Source organism: Citrobacter sp. Cc139 (genome assembly GCF_030334645.1).
GTDB classification, from domain to species: domain Bacteria; phylum Pseudomonadota; class Gammaproteobacteria; order Enterobacterales; family Enterobacteriaceae; genus Citrobacter; species Citrobacter werkmanii.
Window position 1 is genome coordinate 39,950 of the sequence record NZ_JAOWDM010000093.1, and the last position, 18,401, is coordinate 58,350.

Here is an 18,401-nt window from a genome sequence, read left to right on the forward strand (position 1 = left end):
CTTATGCTTTTGCTTTAGGCATCCGGGATGCCACAGACAGATTGACGTCCATGCCATCGACCTGGAAATGAGGGATTGCAAAGCGTTTCACACGGAAGAAACCCGGCTTGTCCTCAATGTCTTCAACAATGACTTTGGTATCGCGAAACGGATGGGACGCCTGCAGATCGTCGCCTACGCTGTCGAAATTGCTCTTCGAAATGTTTACCTTTTCGCGTTCAGACAACGGACGATTTTCCCGGCCATGACAGAAGTCCCTAACTGTCAGCAGTTTCAGCGGCAGCTCGGTTTTTTTCTGGGCCCCACCGGTGTGCAGGGCTAAATATAAGTTAATACGAGCTTTGGGTATTTCTTCCTGGTACGAACCGGACATGCAATGTTCCTTCATTTGACGTGTCTACGACAGCAGAAGAAGTGAAAGCCAAAGGGGCTTTCCACAGAACGACTCCACCGCCCTGACAGCGATAAATAATGATGAATAAAACAGAGGGTTACGATGAAAATCGTACGCCGGTTGATGGCGTTAACAAGTCTGCACGCCCAATGCAAATGTAAATAATAATTTCACTTAAAGTCCGTCACTGCTATTTTCCATTTCAGAAAATGAACAAATATTTCTTTCCGGATCCATTGCCCATAAAGGATTTAAGCGTATACAACCTGCCATCGCGCCACTTAATTCCCGTTATTAATTATTTCGGTTAAGTAACAATTTAGCGCCCAGCTCCGATTAAGTTTTGCCAATCTGATGATTATTCAATCCGCAAACTTCACCCCATAAATACAAACAACATAAACAATATCTTTTGACAATTATTAATTACCCACCATGTACATCAGGCAGAGAATTCAGAGTGGGTTTTATGTATATTTTAAATGTTAAACCATTTTCCAGAAAATCAAATTATTTATTCCAGAAACTTATTCTCCATTGAAAAATAATTCTTCACAACAATAATCATGAATGCGTCAAAGTATTTATAAAATAGATATATATTCCAGCAATCATTGATTAATCGCCGAAAAAGATCGAATTTTAAAAATTGAAGTGTGAAAATGGTCTGGCTTTTCAAAATACCTCTGCCAGCATATGCCATAAATGCCCATTAAGCCGAGAACGGTTATTAATGAATCCAACTTTTACGCTGCCGGCCAAACTGTCGCCCCTGGCCTATCGTCAGGTTGCCAATCAGGCCTGGTGCCCTGCCACAACCGGCGAGCCATTGCTGAATTCTGCCCGTGATATTGCCGAAAGCTGGCTGAATGCTGTCATATCTGCTGCAACGATGCCATGATTCAGTCCCACATCGTCCGGGCGCTGTCTCCCCAGGATGCGATTAACTATCTCATTGAACGTTGCAGGAAAATATCTTTTTAGCTCAGCCCTGAGCCAGGCGATAAAACGGTACAGGCCTCATTGTTGCAGTGAGATTATCAGACACCAATATCTGGCCCGTCGCTACCCGCATCCCTGATTTTCTCAACCTCAGTACGTCAGCTGCTATACGTTGGCTACCAAACCAGAAAAGCCCGTCCAACGCCGTGACATCAAGTCCTGATTCGAGCGCTATCTTCAGGCGTTCCCGTGGAGATTTCACCGCTTTTGCGATCTGCTGGTAAGGGGCTTCGGTCAACCCTTCTGGATCTATGCGCCGGATACGATGCGACAGGCGATACTGAAATTCATCCGGTATACCGTCAAGGCTCGCTTTCAGGGTATACACACACCCAAAGCGTTTACCATTAAAGATGACGTTTTTCTGGCTAAGCTGTAGCACGTCACGCACGCTGGCAATCAATTGCGGGGTGCGAAGCAATAACAACCGAAAAGGCAGTTCAAAGCTGGTCACATAGTCCACGTTCAGTAAGGCAATACGCAGACGCTCTTCCGGGCCGGCCTTCATTTCCCGACATTCAGCAATGACGTCAGCCCATTGGCCGGTAAGACGAGAACTTTCAGCAGCCTCTGTAAAGCTGTACTTTTCAGTCTGATAATCAATACGTCCGCTCACACGGCATTCCCTTCTGGCCACATTTCGGTATTTGCTGCTCACTTTACCAGCGACAGACGACTACCGAAAGCCCGGCAACCTAACAAATATTGATTCAACTCATATACTTAATTGTTATCACACTGATAATCTCATGGAATTCATTGGCTGGCGGACAGGGTCACCGTGTTAGAAATCTTTTCTTAACCCACTGAAAAATATCTAACAAATATTTTTCTCATATAAAAACGATGGTTCGTTCAATACGGATCCGAATTTATTTGGGTTAAAAAAGGTACGGTATGAAAGTCACATGGACTGTCACTCCTGCCGGGTACCAGCGTATTACCAAACGCTGTCCCGCATGTAATGTAAAACGCGAGTTTGCACCTTCCGGGTCCTTCAGGGTCAATTCACAAAAAAAAGTGCTCGATATCTGGAGCATTTATAAATGTACGCATTGTGAATATACGTGGAATATCTCGCTGTTCTCACGGCTTCACATCAGCAAAATTAACCGAGAGCTGTACCAGCGGTTTATCACTAATGATGCCAGTACGGTTCACTATTATTCTCATGATAAAGCCACTCTGAGCCGAAACAACGCTGAGCTTGCGGGTAAGCCTGATTTTCGTGTTCATGAACAATGGCAGGCCAGCATCAACATTGACCAGCACTTCGCCGTCAGCATCAGGCTTACCTGTGCTTTTCAGATCAGTGTGCTATCGATATTGAAGCGCCAGCTTTTACTCAGCACGGCGGAGATTAAGAGCCTGATAGATGAAGGTCATATTCGCGGTATCACCATGAAAGAACTCAAATCCCGAAAGTTACGGACAGCAAATGTCGATTTTCACTTGTCTGCGGTAACGTTGTATGCCCGGCGAAGGGTGGTTCTGGCGCCACGTTAATAGAATAAGGCTCATCCTGAGGTAATGAGCCCTCCCGATCCGACACCTTTGCCGGATCGGGATAGCGGTGTCATGTCAGACAACAAAACGATTAACCAGATCCCTCATGGTTACTGAGAGATTATCCAGCCGCTGGCTGTCATTCGCGGCCTGAGAAACCAATGCCGCGTTTTGCTGTGTAACTTGCTCCATGGGTCTCAGCGCCAGGTTTATCTGGGAAACACCCTGCGATTGTTCCGTCGCTACCCGGGCGATATCGCCGATATATTGCTTCATACTGGTGGTATTATCCGCCGCCGCTTTTAGCGCGGTAGCTGATGCGGTAACCCGCTCAACGCCCTCGCTGATTTTTACCATATTCTGCGCCACCAGCTCCCGGATCTGATTCGCTTCTTTAGCACAGCGCTGTGAAAGGTTACGCACTTCACTGGCTACTACCGCAAACCCCCTTCCCATCTCTCCGGCGCGAGCCGCTTCAACAGCCGCATTCAGCGCCAGCAAATTCGTCTGAAAAGAAATATCATCAATTGAGGTAACGATATTTGAGATTTTCTCACTGGAGGAGCGAATATCCCCCATGCTCTGATTTGCCGCGCTGGCGACGTTACTGGCCTGGCGAACCTCTTTTTCCAATCTTATTGTCAGGAGCTCCGCTTCGCGGGCATTGTCCGCCGTTTGCGTAATCGTCGTTGAGAGCTGTTCCATACTGGCCACGGCTTCTACAATCGATGCGGCCTGTTCATCGGTGCGCTGGGCCAGATCCTGATTTCCCGCCGTAATACTACTGCTGGCATCGTACAGCACCAGAGAGCCTTGTTTAATCTCCTGTACGATGTGCTGAATATTTTCCAGCATCGTGTTATAGGCGCGATTGAGCGAAGAAAGCTCGTCTTTCCCTGGTGTCGCCAGACGTTGAGTCAGATCGCCGTTCATACCCGCAATCTTGTTTAGCGTGTCGCTGAACTGACGGTGCATATTGAGTGCGATGGCCCCGGCGAACGCCAATGATGCCAGTAGCGCCAGCAGGCTCACGGCCATATATATCTGCCAGTTCTTACGCGCATCCTGCGCGAGTTTTATCGCACTTTCCCACAGAAGATTCGCTGCCACATTTTCAATCTGTCGCATCACTTCAATACGCTGGGTTTGTACTTTAAACCAGACGGTAGGATCGACGTCAAATCCACCATTCGCCGCATGACTAAACGCAGCTTCGCGTAATGAAAGCGCTTGGGTAGCGTCGGTGGATTGTAAGCGACTTTTGAGCATGGCGGCCTGTTCAGGTGGACTCAGGCGCAAAGATTGCGCCAGCCAGACATTCTGTTTACTGACCACATCGCTAAGCTGATGTAATTGTCCGTCGGCGAAATGACCAGAGGAAAAGATATTTGCCAGCAGCGCCCGCTCAATACCCGCTTGCTCCTTCAAATTCAGCAGGTTGTAGTAGGCTGCGAATGAATTCGCCATCTCGCCGGAATCCGTCAACGTCCCTAACCGGCCCACAAAATTCAGTACATCAGCAATAACGTTGGTATAAAACTTAACCACCTCAGAGGCTGGCAGACCCAATTGCGTCACCTTTTCCCGGAGTGTCGCCAGTGACAGAATATTTTTCTTAAACGCGGCGACAGAGGTGGTGACATCCCCTGCCTGTAAGGCGGTATCGGACAGCGAATCCACAAATACCTCGATCTCGCGATCGGTTAAGGCCCGTTGTGCGTTTAGTTCATCTTTGAACGTCTTCCCTTCGGCCCCAAGAAACCCGACACTCATTCCACGCTCTTTTTGCAGTTCATGCACCACATTTCCGGCACTGCGCGCGAGGGCTGTCAGTTGGGCAATATTCTCCATCTGTCGTTCTGTTTCGATGCGCGTCCATATTCCTGAACCAGCAAACCAACATAACGCCAATAATAGTGGTTGCAGCGCGATTATTAACTTCATTTTCATCGGCATTCGATAAACCCACCACATGCCACTTACCTCCCTTATCCATATTTTCGTCATGGTTATCGGCGTGACATAGCTGCACTTTAAATTTTTTCAAAAGAAGGATGGGTATTTTTAGGTTTAAAATCAGAAAATACACCTCTATTTAATTACTCATAACAGAGCAAACATCTGCACTATCAATAATTTCAGATCTATATTTTGTGATTTCATAATTTATAGAATATTATTCTATCCATCAAAATAACGTAATTACTGTTCCTGGCCAAGACCGCTAACAGGAAAGTCTCAGTAATCAGTTGAAATCTTAATTACCCCTGCGGATATAATTAGTTCATAGAGATAACAATCGATATTCTTTGCAGATCGCAACTGGAATCCAACGTTAGGATTATTATATTAAATATCAATTCATCAAAAAATACTTTTAGATCAACTAATTAATCACCTCTAAAAATGTGGCATCGGTAATAAACTCACTTTCGCATTGAATTAAAAAATAAATTATCTAACATAATTATTGTTCACCATTACTCTATAAGAGAATCAACTTATGAAAAAATTTAGCATCATGGTATTGTTAGGTTCGGTAATCGCATTTTCAGCATATGCCGCAGAGCAAATTACACCAGAACAGGCAAGCAAATATACCAAAATAGGAGAGATTAGCGTAACGGAAGATGGATTCACAATGACTGATGATGGGCTCAGCAAAAAAGTAGATGAAAAGGGTGGCAAATACTACGTAATTACATCAACTGAAGGGCATGCTGAACACAAAACTATCAATGCGGACATTTACAACTAAATGCCATGATACAAATAAGTCATTTATAAATTATTCCTACCTGAAAACTCGATTCTCCTGATAAGGGAGAATCGAGTAGCTTTATTATAATGCTTTTCTATTTAACCTTACATTTAATCTGTTTAAGGAGATAATATGTTAAAGGTTTATCCCTCTGGGAAATTACCATATATCGCGGTCATCGCGATTACACTCTTTCTCTCTGGTTGTAGCACTATTCCTGCATCGATTAAAGGTAATAATCAACCAGACTTGCAAAAAGATTTTCTAAAACTGAAGCAAACCCCTGGTCTCTATGTTGGGCAAGAGGTTCGACTGGGAGGCCTCATTATTAATGTTGTTAATCAGCCTCAAGAAACGTTGCTTGAAATAGCTGTACTGCCGCTTAATTATAATGCGCAGCCAGAAATTGGGGCACAATATCAGGGACGGATACTGGCCAAAAGCTTAATGTTCCTCGATCCGGTAAATTTCCGCAATCACTATGTTACCGTACTGGGTAACCTGACGGGGAGTCGTACTGGCCGGGTTGGTAATTCCACCTATTCTTTTGTTACAATGAATATTGTTGGTTATCAGGTGTGGCAAGAAGAAACGCGTATTATGCCGGCCCCAGGTTTTGACTACGGTATTGGGCCAGTTTGGCCTGCCGACTGGAATGGCATGATGTATCCCGGTTGGGGATGGTACGATCCACCACTACAGGTAGAGAAAACCCTGTATCCTTAACATTCGATAATTATCTTCTGTCCATTCTATTCAATGCCTGGAAAACTATGTTTCCAGGCATTACCGCATGAATCTCTCACCTTTTCTCTGTTGAATATAAATAAAAAAGCTGGCGAAGTTATCGCCAGCAAAAGTCTGTATAGGAGTCTCAAGTTCGTCACTAATACAAGTGACATATTTATCCTAATGTTCCAGAAGATATTGTACAAGCTAGCTTTATATAAATTAATCCTGGATAACATAAAACATAATATTTCATACCAATATCTAGTTGGCATTTTGCACACTAGGAATTTTCTTATACTAAAATATAAAAACCAGTTATTTCATAGCACTGAGAATTTTACTTAGGATTATTATATAGATTTACATCTGGATTAATCAGAAAAATAGATTATGTTTATAACATTAAATAAACATAGCATGGAATAACTGCCTCCTGCATCTTCAATCTCAATAACCAATGTAAAACTCTATTATTTACAAATATTATAACTAGATATATGCACCAAAGGAGCATTGTTATGATTTTCATCATCACAAAGGATTTTTTCCTTTTCCAGGGTATTATTCACCTACAGGAAAAGGAAAAAATCATCAAGATTAATCAACTTTCAGACATTAACTTTAATGACATCGATCACACTGTAAGAATAGTTATCGATACTTATCACAATAATATTATAGATGAAGTTACGGTCAGACTGCTTAATCACATTGATGTGCAAAGAATCATCATCCTTGCCCCTTTTCAAATTAGTAAATTGAAAAGCGCATCGCCTTTACTGTTTGTAAACAGAAAAGAGCCACTTATGAACTTACTCTCACTCATCATAGATGAAAAAATTTCATATCAGAAACCGAATGTGGCACTTTCGCATAACCAGCTGAAACTTGTTAATTCGATTATTAATCAGCAAAACATAAATGACATCACCCAATCACTTAACATCTCTGAGCAGACGATGCGTATTCAAAAATTCAACATTATGCTTAAGCTAAAGCTTCGGCGAATAAGCGATCTGGTCACTCTAAAAATATCACCTTACTTTTAGCATACAAGTGAGTAATATTTCAATTTTATCAGGAAATTAATATTATATGCTAACATCATTAATTGCCATTATGATTGGTGGCGGTATAGGAAGTGCGTTACGTTGGGGTATATCTCAGCGATTAAATGCTTTTTTTCCTTTATTGCCGCCGGGTACTCTCATCTCAAACATCATTGCTGGATTCATTATTGGCTTTGCTACGGTCTTTTTTACACGACTTACATCATTCTCACCGGCAGTTAAACTGATGATCACAACTGGGTTATGTGGTGGTCTGTCGACCTTTTCAACCTTTTCAGAGGAAGTTTTTTCACATTTGCAAAACGAAGATTATATCTGGGCCAGTACAGAAATTGCCGTTCATGTACTGTTTTCCTTGCTCGCCGTTTATACCGGCTTCTTAGTTGCGTCGTTTATTACCAATTGGTGCCGATAAACCGCAAACTCTCGTGACATTAATGTGAGCGATATGATGCAGATAAAAAGAAAATTCGCGGTAATTGGTCTGCTTAATCTTCTCTTCATCGGGGGATGTGACGACAGTAAAAATACGCTTCCACATCCCGCCGTACCGGATGTGGGGGTTATTACTCTGCAGGCTGAATCAATAAATATCACCAGCAAATTACCAGGACGCATTGTTCCTTTCGAAATTGCCGAGATACGCCCTCAAGTTGGTGGAATCATAATTAGTCGTCAGTTTAAAGAAGGCAGTAAGGTCAATGCAGGAGAGCAGTTGTTTCAGATTGATTCTGCCCCCTTGCTGGCAGAACTGGATCGAGCGAAGGGTAATCTGGCGAAGGCTCAATCCGCTGCGGATAACAGCCGTTTAACGTTAGATCGTTATACAGCATTACTAAAATCAAATTATGTCAGCCGACAGGACTATAACACGGCTCAAGCTAACGCAAAGGAAGCGCAGGCAAACCTCTTAGTGGCAAAAGCGGCAGTACAAAGTGCCAGAATCAACCTGAACTATGCCAGTGTCACTTCACCACTGAGTGGATTAAGCGGAAAACCCACAGTCACCATCGGTGCGTTAGTCACCGCCAACCAAACACAAGCACTGGTCACGGTTCAACGACTTGACCCGGTTTATGTCGATGTGACCCAGTCCGCCAATGATTTTCTTAAGCTAAAAACTGACATGGAACAAGGCGTAATTGAGCAAAGCCAAGGGCAGGTGACGGCCTTGCTGGAGTTTGATAACGGTAAGCGGTATGCCCACACGGGAAAATTGCAATTCTCTGACCTCACGGTAGATGAAACAACGGGATCAGTTACGCTCAGAGCTATTTTCCCGAATCCTGATAATACTCTTTTACCCGGCATGTATGTTACTGCTGTACTCAATGAAGGCATCCAGCACCATGTATTGCTGGTTCCGCAAGAAGCGGTCACCCGCAACGCCAGCGGCAAAGCGACAACGCTCATTCTCGATGCCGAGAACATCGTCCAGTTGCGTGAAATCACAGCTGCAAAAGCGATAGGAGATAAATGGCTGGTGACGTCAGGATTACGCCCTGGCGACAGAGTAATTGTCTCTGGTCTCCAGCAGATTCGTCCAGGCATTAAAGCCCATGCCCTTTCCTCCCCCCTGGAATCAAATCCCCCTTTACCTCAGTAAGGCCGGGTAACAGGAGTCTTCCTTATGGCGAATTTCTTTATTGAGCGCCCAGTCTTCGCCTGGGTTCTTGCTATTATCATGATGTTAAGCGGCATTATTGCCATCACTCAGTTGCCCATCGCCCAATACCCCAGCATTGCTCCACCTGCGATAACAATCACCGCGACTTACCCAGGCGCGGATGCACAGACCGTGCAAAACTCGGTGACGCAGATTATTGAACAGAATATGAATGGTCTGGATGGATTAATGTATATGTCCTCTACCAGCGATGCCTCCGGTAATGCGGTCATGACCCTCACGTTCGAATCGGGAACCAATCCAGATATCGCTCAGGTCCAGGTACAAAATAAACTCCAACTGGCGATGCCATCACTTCCGCAGCAAGTACAACAACAAGGTATCAGTGTTGATAAAGCAAGTAGCAACATTTTACTTGTTGCCGCATTTATTTCAGATGATGGGTCGCTTAACCAATACGATATTGCCGATTATGTCGCGTCAAATATCAAAGATCCTCTCAGCAGAATCGCAGGGGTGGGTAGCATTCAGTTATTTGGTTCACAGCATGCCATGCGTATTTGGCTAGATCCGATAAAACTCAATCAATACCAACTTGTCCCTCAGGACATCATTCAAGAAATCAAAGTACAAAATAACCAAATATCCGGAGGGCAATTAGGTGGTGCGCCTCAGGCGAATAATCAGCAACTGAACGCCTCCATTATCGTTCAGACCCGGCTGCAAAATACTGATGAATTTGGAAATATTCTTCTGAAAGTTCAACAGGATGGCTCGCGAGTTACGCTGAATGACGTTGCCCATATCGAGCTGGGTGCTGAAAGTTATGGCACCGTTGCGAAGTACAATGGGAACCCCGCAGCAGGAATTGCGATTAAATTAGCGACCGGCGCGAATGCCCTTGATACTGCCAAATTAGTAAAAGAGGAAATATCCCGACTTTCCCCCTGGTTTCCCTATGGGCTCAAAACAGTTTATCCCTATGATACAACCCCTTTTATTCAGATATCGATACAAGAAGTAGTTAAAACTCTGGTTGAAGCTATTGTTTTAGTTTTCATCGTTATGTATCTATTCTTACAAAATTTTCGGGCAACACTTATTCCAACAATTGCAGTCCCGGTTGTCATATTAGGCACCTTTGCAGTGCTCGCCATAGCCGGCTTTACCATCAATACTCTGACCATGTTTGGCCTTGTTCTGGCTATTGGCCTGCTCGTTGATGATGCGATTGTGGTTGTCGAAAATGTTGAACGCGTGATTGCCGAAGAACACCTTTCGCCAAAAGAGGCCACACATAAATCGATGTCGCAAATTCAGGGGGCGCTGGTGGGAATTGTTCTTGTCCTCTCAGCGGTATTTGTACCAATGGCGTTACTGGGTGGCTCCACCGGTGAGATATACCGGCAATTCTCGGTAACTATTGTTGCCGCCATGGCGCTTTCCTTATTAACCGCCTTGTCATTAACCCCCGCACTGTGCGCCACATTGATCAAGCCGGTTCATCCAGATTACCCTCACTCTCCACCACGTTTTTTCGCGTTGTTTAACCAATACTTTGAGCGTTTTACTCAACATTACAGCGACAGTACATGCAAAATACTGCGAGTAACGTCTCGATATATCTTTTTGTATTTACTGATTATTATTACCATGATAGTGCTTTTTCTGCGCATTCCAACCTCGTTTTTACCTGAGGAAGATCAGGGCGTTTTGCTGACCATGGCACAGTTGCCGCCTGGCGCGACACTGGTAAAAACCAATCAGGTACTTGCAGATGTAAGCCGCTACTACCTGGAACAGGAAAAAAAGAATGTGGAATCGGTCTTTACGGTTAGCGGTTTTGGATTCAGTGGGCAAGGTCAGAACAATGGCCTGGCTTTTGTCAGTCTGAAACCCTGGTCTGAGCGCACAGCCAGTACTGACGGTATTAATGCAATTATTCAACGTGCGGTTAAAGCACTAAGTACCATCAATCAGGCTATTGTCTATCCTTTCAATCTACCCGCCGTACCTGAACTTGGAACGGCCTCAGGGTTTGATCTGGAACTTATTGATAAAGCCAATCTGGGTCATCAAAAACTCACTCAGGCAAGAAATCAGCTCCTGGGAATGGCAAAACAGCATCCCGAACAGGTAGTCGGCGTTCGCCCCAATGGACTGGAGGATACCCCCATGTTCAGGGTACAGGTCAATGCAGCAAAAGCAGAATCCATGGGAGTCTCTCTCAGCGATATTAATCAAACGATCTCAACCGCTTTTGGTAGCAGCTACGTTAACGACTTTCTGGATAACGGACGCGTCAAAAAGGTCTTTGTGCAGGCAGCCATCCCCTACCGCATGCTGCCGGAAAATATTAATAGTTGGTATGTTCGTAACGCATCAGGAGATATGGTTCCGTTTAGCGCTTTTGCCTACACAGAATGGACTTATGGATCACCGCGTCTTGAACGCTATAACGGTTCCCCTTCGATGGAGATTCTTGGCGAAGCCGCGCCAGGTAAAAGTACCGGTGATGCCATGGCATTTATGGTCTCGCTCATTGAAAAGCTACCTGCTGGCATCGGATATGACTGGACAGGAATGTCTTATCAGGAGCGCTTATCCACTGAACAGGCCCCTATGCTGTACTTTATTTCAATCATTGTTGTTTTTCTGTGTCTGGCTGCGCTCTATGAAAGCTGGTCAATTCCAATTGCAGTAATGCTGGTTGTTCCACTTGGTGTTGTTGGAGCGTTGTTAGCGACCTGGCTACGCGGATTAACCAATGATGTTTATTTTCAGGTAGGTCTTTTGACCACGATTGGGTTATCCGCCAAAAATGCAATTTTGATTGTGGAATTTGCCGTTGAAATTATGCAAAAACAGGGGAAAAGCGATATCGAAGCAACATTGGATGCAGCACGTATGCGCCTAAGACCGATCCTGATGACCTCTCTGGCATTCATTCTTGGTGTGCTTCCATTGGTCATTAGTCATGGTGCGGGCTCGGGTGCGCAAAATGCGGTTGGAACAAGTGTGATGGGCGGGATGATAGCAGCAACCATTCTGGCGATATTTTTTGTTCCAGTATTTTTTATTGTTGTACATCGTTTGTTCACAAAAATAACAACAACAAAAGAAACCAAGAATAATCATTAAGATTTATTTATTAAAATACAACTGAGATATCTTTTGAAATGTATGTCGATATTATTTAGGATTATACAGGCATCAGTACATACTGATCCCCTGAGAACATATTTAGCTATGCTTCCATTTTTACTGCCCGAAAGGGCAGTTTTTTTATATCTTAATGACCCCGTTACCGGGGCCTGGTGATAATATTATCTGAGGCTGTAATGCTATGGCTTACGAAACTGATTGGCAATAAATACGCAGCTAATCCCACTCAACATTAGTTCAATACCCGTTACCATTGACACCATATAAATTGATGCCTGCGGTGCAGCAGTAATAAAACACCATGCAATAAAAAGATCCACAACACCGATCCCCCCTTGCAACCATACTTTTTTATCTTTACGCCACTTAAAAAATGTGGTCAGTCGAATAACGCCTCCCAGACAAAACAGACACGCTAAAAATGTTGCAATAGCAAAAATTCCCAACTCGGGTGCCGTAATGAAAAAATAGCCCATCAAAAAATATGCGATACTGACGACTACCCCAGAAACAACGGGCCAAAAGTTATGCACCCTGTTCTTAAACATACCTATCGCCAATGCCACACCGCTACACATCAAAATTACGCCGACAATAATACTCAGTACACCTCCGGATACATACGGAAAAAGGATAAAAAGTACACCACCTAAGAACATCAGGCATGCCAGAAACTTAAGAAATCTCCGCTGTTTAACCAGCACATCATCGTCAAGCTTAGATAAAATATCTCGTGTTACATTTAACATTTGCTTCTCCTGTTAGCCAGAGTTCTACTGACAACATTAATTTATGCTAAATATCTTTAATAAATAACATATCGTTAATAATATAGTCTGATAACTTCATCTTAAACAAAGTGCAACTCTTTAAAATAAAAAGAAAATATTAAGCATATAAAAAAATCGGTTTCATTCAAAATATGACATTTATGCGGTTCCAGGATATATATTAATAGTCGCAATGAGACTTTCCACCCGTCGATATTAATTGATACAACAAGAGGCACCTTAGATGAATAAAACATTAAGCATTGTCGTTGGCTCTCTACTCATTATCCCTGCGTTAAGTCAGGCGGCAGACAGTCACAAGCCAGTCAGCCAGTGGACATGTGAGGATTTTCTTGCCACAGATGCCACCTTCCAACCCACCGTTGTTGGCTTTGCTGAGGCCCTGAATAAGAAAGACAAACCGGAAGATGCGGTACTGGATGTTAAAGGCGTTGAAACTGTGACTCCTGCGCTGGTTCAGGCATGTATGCAGGATAAAAAAGCCAATTTTAAGAAAAAAGCCGATAGTGAGTGGGATAAAATCAAAAAGGATCTGTAGTAAAGCCAACACCAATAGTTTTATTTATTGACATCACTGAAGCGAGGACTGTCCCCCAGCAGTTCCCGCTTCAGTAAATAGATTTGATTCAATACACCGCGAGGTTATATATGAAACACGTACTCATCACATTTACTCCTCTATTATCATTATTAATGCTAAGTATCCCGTTGGCGCATTCGGCAGAAAACAGTCCTGACAAAATGACCTGTCAGGAGTTTATCAATCTGAATCCCAAAGCAATGCTTCCTGTCGCATGGTGGATGCTTAATGAAGAAACGGTTTATAAAGGAGGAGACTCAGTCTCTTTGAATGAAACCGATCTTACCAGCATCCCGCAAGTTATTGAATATTGCAAACGTAACCCGCAATTAAAATTGTATTCATTCAAAGATAAATAATTATCTGTCAAAACAACAAGTCGTGATTAGCCCTTCGTACTAAGAATAGCTAAAACACATCATCTTTATAGACCTTAAGCAAGGGGCACAGGAGATATGGGAATATTACCTGTACAGTTTCAGATACTGGATCCAGCTAATACAGCATTTATGCTGTTGTGCACCAGTCTGGTCATGTTAATGACACCGGGGCTTGCTTTTTTTTACGGTGGTTTAGTCCAGCGTAAAGGCATACTCACCATTATGTTTCAAAGTTTTGTATCGATGAGCTGGGTAGCGATACTGTGGTTTTCTGTCGGTTATTCTTTAGCCTTTGGCCCTAGTCTAAATGGTATTATCGGCGATCCACTTCACTATGCTTTTTTAGATAATATCAATGCCAACACGCTGTTTACCGGTAATAACGCCGGGATCCCCCTTCTGGTTCATTTTGTTTACCAAATGATGTTCGCTATTATCACCCCAGCCCTGATCACTGGCGCTTTTGTTGGCAGGGTGAAGTTCAAGGCATATTTGATATTTATTACTCTATGGACCTTATTCGTTTATTGTCCGTTTGTACATATGGTCTGGAGCCCACAAGGCGTAATGGCTAAATGGGGTGTGGTTGATTTTGCCGGTGGTATCGTCGTCCATGCAACAGCTGGATTCGCGGCGCTGGCCTCTGCTTTATACGTTGGGCGACGAGTCATTCAACCTGATGGTAGCCATAACATTCCTTATATCGCTCTGGGTGCAGGATTGCTCTGGTTTGGCTGGTATGGTTTTAACGCAGGCTCAGAATTACAGGTTAACACTATTACCGTTTCCGCTTTTGTCACCACCGATATTGCTGCTGCTTTTGCGGGAGCAACATGGCTATTAATTGAAAAAATGCACACCGGCAAACCTAAGTTCGTAGGTTTCCTGACCGGGGCCGTCGCAGGTCTTGCCACCATCACACCTGCAGCAGGATATGTTTCAATTCATTCTGCCGCATTTATTGGCATTGTTGCCGGTTTTATCTGCTATTACTGCGCACTACTCGTTAAAAAATATGTCGATGATGCACTGGACGTTTTTGGCGTACATGGTATGGGTGGGATTACTGGTTCTATTCTACTCGGTGTTTTTGCCTCTCAGGCCTGGAACAGCAAAGGGCCATCAGGATTGCTGGAAGGTGGTGGAATATTGCAGGTTGCGAAACAACTTGCCGCAGTACTGATTACCAGCATATGGTCTTTTATCTTTACTCTGCTCATTTTATGGATAATTAATAAAGTTACCCCAGTGCGAATTTCAACCAATGACGCGCGCCAATCTCCTGATTATTCAGCATTTGGCGAAGATGCTTATGCCCCTTCAGGTAAGGAGTAATTAATGAAACTTAGCCCCAGAGAAATAGAGAAAATAATGATTTATTCACTTGCCAGTGTAGCTCAAATCAGGAAAGAAAAAGGAATAAAATTAAATTATCCAGAAGCCGTTGCTATTATTGCGTCAACAGCCATGGAGAGTGCCAGAGAAGGAAATGATCTGGAAACCGTCATGAATAAATCAAGAGATATTCTGAGTAAAGATGACGTCATGGAAGGCGTCGCAGATCTTATCCCACAAATACAGGTTGAAGCTATTTTTACCGATGGTAGCAGACTGATAACTGTGCACGATCCTATTCGTTAATGGCAGGAGAAACGGACTATGTCTGAAGATAAAAACGCAATACCTGTACCCTATGGTGGCTACGTTTTACACGATACCCCTGTTTCATTTAATACAGAGAAACCTGTAACAAAAGTACGTGTCAAGAATACGGGAGATCGCCCTGTTCAGGTAGGCTCACATTTTCATTTTTTTGAGGTTAACAAAGAACTAGAGTTTGATCGTGAAAGTGCACTGGGTAAACGCTTAAACATTACGGCCACGACTGCAATACGCTTTGAACCAGGTGATGAAATAGAGGTAGAACTCATCCCCTATAGTGGTAATAACGATATTTTTGGATTTAATAATCTTGTCGATATGACTGGTCAACAGCTCGCTGACGTCATAAATGATCCAATAAAATTGAAATCACTAATTGATAACGCCCGGCAAGCCGGCTTCAAAATGCCAAACCATCCCAGCTAAGGATCTCTTATGCCAACTATATCCAGAAAGGAATATTCCAGTCTGTTTGGTCCAACGACCGGTGATAAAATTCGTTTAGGTGAAACTGATTTATATATTGAAATCGAAAAAGATTTACGTGGTTATGGTGACGAATCAGTCTATGGTGGAGGAAAATCTCTACGTGATGGAATGGGCGCGAATAATCAGTATTCCCGTGACCAGGGGGTCCTCGATCTGGTTATTACAAATGTCACGATAGTTGATGCAAAACTTGGTGTGATTAAAGCGGATGTAGGCATTAAGGATGGACTGATCTCGGGAATTGGTAAAAGCGGTAACCCCGCAATTATGTCCGGCATAACACCTGGAATGACGGTTGGGCTTAGTACCGATGCTATATCAGGCGAGCATTTGATTCTGACTGCGGCAGGCATCGACTCCCACATTCATCTCATCTCACCTCAGCAAGCTTATGCGGCATTGTCTAACGGTGTTACCACCTTCTTCGGTGGAGGTATAGGACCCACTGATGGTACGAATGGAACCACAGTGACTGCCGGTCCTAAGAATATGCGTGCTATGTTACGCGCATGGGAAGGAATTCCGGTCAATATTGGTCTCCTGGGCAAAGGCAATGCCTACAATAAAGCGCCTCTCGAAGAGCAAATCATTGCCGGTGCAGTTGGGCTAAAAGTACATGAAGACTGGGGCGCGACGCCAAATGCGCTTCGACATGCGCTTCGCACCGCCGATGCTATGGATATTCAGGTTTCTGTACACACTGACAGTCTCAACGAAGCAGGATATGTCGAGAATACGATTGCCGCCTTTGAAGGAAGAACAATTCACACTTTTCATACAGAAGGCGCTGGCGGTGGTCATGCCCCGGATATTATTAAGGTCGCCAGCCAACCAAACGTCCTGCCAAGTTCCACCAATCCAACACTACCTTTTGGGATCAACAGCCAGGCAGAACTGTTCGATATGATTATGGTGTGCCACAACCTCAATCCTAACGTGGCTGCCGATGTTTCATTTGCAGAAAGCCGCGTTCGTCCTGAGACCATTGCAGCAGAAAATATCCTGCATGATATGGGCGTAATATCTATGTTCTCCAGCGATTCTCAGGCTATGGGACGCGTGGGCGAAAACTGGCTTCGCCTGGTACAAACTGCGCATGCCATGAAAGTTGCTCGCGGAAAATTACCGGAAGATAGTCCAAATAATGATAATTTCCGCGTTCTCCGATACGTCGCCAAAATTACGATTAACCCGGCCATTACGCAAGGCGTTAGTCATATTATTGGTTCTGTCGAAGTGGGTAAGATGGCTGACCTGGTACTCTGGGAACCACAATTTTTTGGGGCCAAACCAAAACTCATTATTAAAGGGGGAATGATTAACTGGTCTTTAATGGGTGACCCTAACGCTTCGCTGCCTACTCCTCAGCCAGTATTTTATCGCCCTATGTTTGGTGCAATGGGGAAAACCCTGCAGGATACCTGCCTTACTTTCGTATCACAGGCAGCCTTTGATGATGACGTTAAAGAAAAAGCGGGTCTTGAAAGACAGGTTGTCGCAGTCCAAAACTGTCGAAATATCAGTAAACACGATCTTATCAGAAATAATGCGACCCCAAAAATTGACGTCAACCCAGAGACATTCGCCGTCAAAGTTGATGGTGTGCACGCTACCTGCCAACCCATTCAAACTGCGGTAATGAATCAAAAATATTTCTTTGGTTAATAGGAAAATAGCTATGTACTTAATTGAAAAAACTCTCGGGAATATCAATTCTCGTGGCGAGCTTGACCTCTCTGCTGAAGGTATTAAACATGATGTGTTGGTACTCGAACAATGGGAAGCACAAAAAAGTCGTTGCCGAAAAAAAAGTCAATTCGGCTACGATATCGGTTTATCTCTGGACCGTCATCTCCGTCTTAATGATGGCGACATTCTTTTATATGACAAAAATAACCGTTATTTACTTACTGTAAAAATACAGCTCCGACGCGTGATGATTGTCGACCTGGGATTATTTGGCGTAGAGAAAATTACCGACCTTCTCACCCGTGCTTTTGAATTAGGTCATGCTCTAGGGAATCAGCACTGGAAGGCCGTCATAAAAGGATACTGCGTTTTTATTCCTATTGTTGTTGCTGATAAAATGTTGGCTTCGGTAATGAAATCTCATGGGTATACAGAAGGTCAATATTACTTCACTGAAGGTGAAAAAGTCATTCCACTCTTAACCCCATCTGAGTCAAGACTTTTGTTTGGCGGTACTGAAGAAGCGCATACACATGTACACATTGATCACTAA

18 protein-coding genes and 2 pseudogenes are annotated in these 18,401 nt (G+C 43.7%); 15 read left to right on the top strand and 5 right to left on the bottom strand.

Annotation, left to right across the window (positions count from 1 at the left end; all coding sequences use genetic code 11):
- Position 1 precedes the first annotated feature (1 nt).
- A pseudogene (locus tag OGV69_RS25390) lies at positions 2–175 on the bottom strand (type VI secretion system contractile sheath large subunit); the annotation flags it as partial.
- Positions 176–373, bottom strand: a pseudogene (locus OGV69_RS25395) (type VI secretion system contractile sheath small subunit); the annotation flags it as partial.
- A 754-nt stretch (positions 374–1,127) separates the two neighbouring features.
- Between OGV69_RS25395 and OGV69_RS21595 the strand changes: the two are divergent.
- Positions 1,128–1,295 carry a hypothetical protein gene (locus tag OGV69_RS21595; RefSeq protein WP_176722630.1) on the top strand — a complete coding sequence of 56 codons (168 nt, stop codon included), beginning with the start codon at positions 1,128–1,130 and terminating at the stop codon, positions 1,293–1,295.
- An 84-nt stretch (positions 1,296–1,379) separates the two neighbouring features.
- Here the strand turns inward: OGV69_RS21595 and OGV69_RS21600 are convergent, their stop codons facing one another.
- Positions 1,380–2,012: an ECs1377 family protein gene (locus OGV69_RS21600; RefSeq protein WP_038642401.1), complete on the bottom strand. Its 633-nt coding sequence runs from the start codon at positions 2,010–2,012 to the stop codon at positions 1,380–1,382.
- 281 nt (positions 2,013–2,293) lie between these two features.
- Here OGV69_RS21600 and OGV69_RS21605 point away from each other — a divergent pair, with 281 nt between their 5' ends.
- Positions 2,294–2,902 (top strand): DUF1062 domain-containing protein, encoded by a 609-nt coding sequence (locus OGV69_RS21605; RefSeq protein WP_038642403.1) that lies wholly within the window; start codon positions 2,294–2,296, stop codon positions 2,900–2,902.
- Positions 2,903–2,977: 75 nt separating this feature from the next.
- Here OGV69_RS21605 and OGV69_RS21610 read toward each other — a convergent pair whose 3' ends face one another.
- Positions 2,978–4,876, bottom strand: coding sequence for a methyl-accepting chemotaxis protein (locus tag OGV69_RS21610; RefSeq protein ID WP_069325337.1), 1,899 nt, complete (start codon positions 4,874–4,876; stop codon positions 2,978–2,980).
- A gap of 529 nt (positions 4,877–5,405) precedes the next feature.
- Between OGV69_RS21610 and OGV69_RS21615 the strand changes: the two genes are divergently transcribed.
- From OGV69_RS21615 to OGV69_RS21640, 6 genes are all read left to right on the top strand, one after another.
- A complete protein-coding gene (locus OGV69_RS21615; protein WP_069325336.1) occupies positions 5,406–5,660 on the top strand; it encodes a YdgH/BhsA/McbA family protein in 255 nt (84 codons plus the stop codon).
- A gap of 135 nt (positions 5,661–5,795) precedes the next feature.
- Positions 5,796–6,389 carry a Slp family lipoprotein gene (locus OGV69_RS21620; RefSeq protein WP_069325335.1) on the top strand — a complete coding sequence of 198 codons (594 nt, stop codon included), beginning with the start codon at positions 5,796–5,798 and terminating at the stop codon, positions 6,387–6,389.
- A gap of 524 nt (positions 6,390–6,913) precedes the next feature.
- The gene (locus OGV69_RS21625) at positions 6,914–7,444 is read left to right on the top strand and encodes a helix-turn-helix domain-containing protein (RefSeq protein WP_069325333.1); all 531 of its coding nucleotides are present in this window, start codon (positions 6,914–6,916) and stop codon (positions 7,442–7,444) included.
- Positions 7,445–7,490: 46 nt separating this feature from the next.
- A complete protein-coding gene (crcB, locus tag OGV69_RS21630; RefSeq protein WP_069325332.1) occupies positions 7,491–7,880 on the top strand; it encodes a fluoride efflux transporter CrcB in 390 nt (129 codons plus the stop codon).
- 36 nt (positions 7,881–7,916) lie between these two features.
- A complete protein-coding gene (locus OGV69_RS21635; RefSeq protein WP_077224012.1) occupies positions 7,917–9,071 on the top strand; it encodes an efflux RND transporter periplasmic adaptor subunit in 1,155 nt (384 codons plus the stop codon).
- 24 nt (positions 9,072–9,095) lie between these two features.
- Positions 9,096–12,233 (top strand): efflux RND transporter permease subunit, encoded by a 3,138-nt coding sequence (locus OGV69_RS21640; RefSeq protein ID WP_069325331.1) that lies wholly within the window; start codon positions 9,096–9,098, stop codon positions 12,231–12,233.
- Between the two features lie 203 nt (positions 12,234–12,436).
- Here OGV69_RS21640 and OGV69_RS21645 read toward each other — a convergent pair whose 3' ends face one another.
- Positions 12,437–13,006: an HdeD family acid-resistance protein gene (locus tag OGV69_RS21645; protein ID WP_069325330.1), complete on the bottom strand. Its 570-nt coding sequence runs from the start codon at positions 13,004–13,006 to the stop codon at positions 12,437–12,439.
- Positions 13,007–13,271: 265 nt separating this feature from the next.
- Between OGV69_RS21645 and hdeA the strand changes: the two genes are divergently transcribed.
- The 7 genes from hdeA (at position 13,272) to OGV69_RS21680 (ending at position 18,401) form a co-directional block, all read left to right on the top strand.
- Positions 13,272–13,586 carry an acid-activated periplasmic chaperone HdeA gene (hdeA, locus tag OGV69_RS21650; RefSeq protein WP_069325329.1) on the top strand — a complete coding sequence of 105 codons (315 nt, stop codon included), beginning with the start codon at positions 13,272–13,274 and terminating at the stop codon, positions 13,584–13,586.
- 110 nt (positions 13,587–13,696) lie between these two features.
- Entirely contained in the window at positions 13,697–13,987 is a 291-nt protein-coding gene (gene hdeB, locus OGV69_RS21655) for an acid-activated periplasmic chaperone HdeB (protein WP_227409071.1), read from the top strand.
- A gap of 96 nt (positions 13,988–14,083) precedes the next feature.
- Complete coding sequence (locus tag OGV69_RS21660) at positions 14,084–15,343, top strand: ammonium transporter (RefSeq protein WP_069325409.1); 1,260 nt, start codon at positions 14,084–14,086, stop codon at positions 15,341–15,343.
- Positions 15,344–15,346: 3 nt separating this feature from the next.
- The gene (locus tag OGV69_RS21665; RefSeq protein ID WP_069325410.1) at positions 15,347–15,649 is read left to right on the top strand and encodes an urease subunit gamma; all 303 of its coding nucleotides are present in this window, start codon (positions 15,347–15,349) and stop codon (positions 15,647–15,649) included.
- Between the two features lie 18 nt (positions 15,650–15,667).
- On the top strand, positions 15,668–16,096 hold the full coding sequence (locus OGV69_RS21670) for an urease subunit beta (protein ID WP_069325411.1): 429 nt from the start codon (positions 15,668–15,670) through the stop codon (positions 16,094–16,096).
- Positions 16,097–16,105: 9 nt separating this feature from the next.
- Positions 16,106–17,824, top strand: a complete 1,719-nt coding sequence (locus tag OGV69_RS21675; RefSeq protein ID WP_069325412.1) for an urease subunit alpha — start codon at positions 16,106–16,108, stop codon at positions 17,822–17,824.
- Positions 17,825–17,837: 13 nt separating this feature from the next.
- On the top strand, positions 17,838–18,401 hold the full coding sequence (locus OGV69_RS21680; protein WP_042307008.1) for an urease accessory protein UreE: 564 nt from the start codon (positions 17,838–17,840) through the stop codon (positions 18,399–18,401).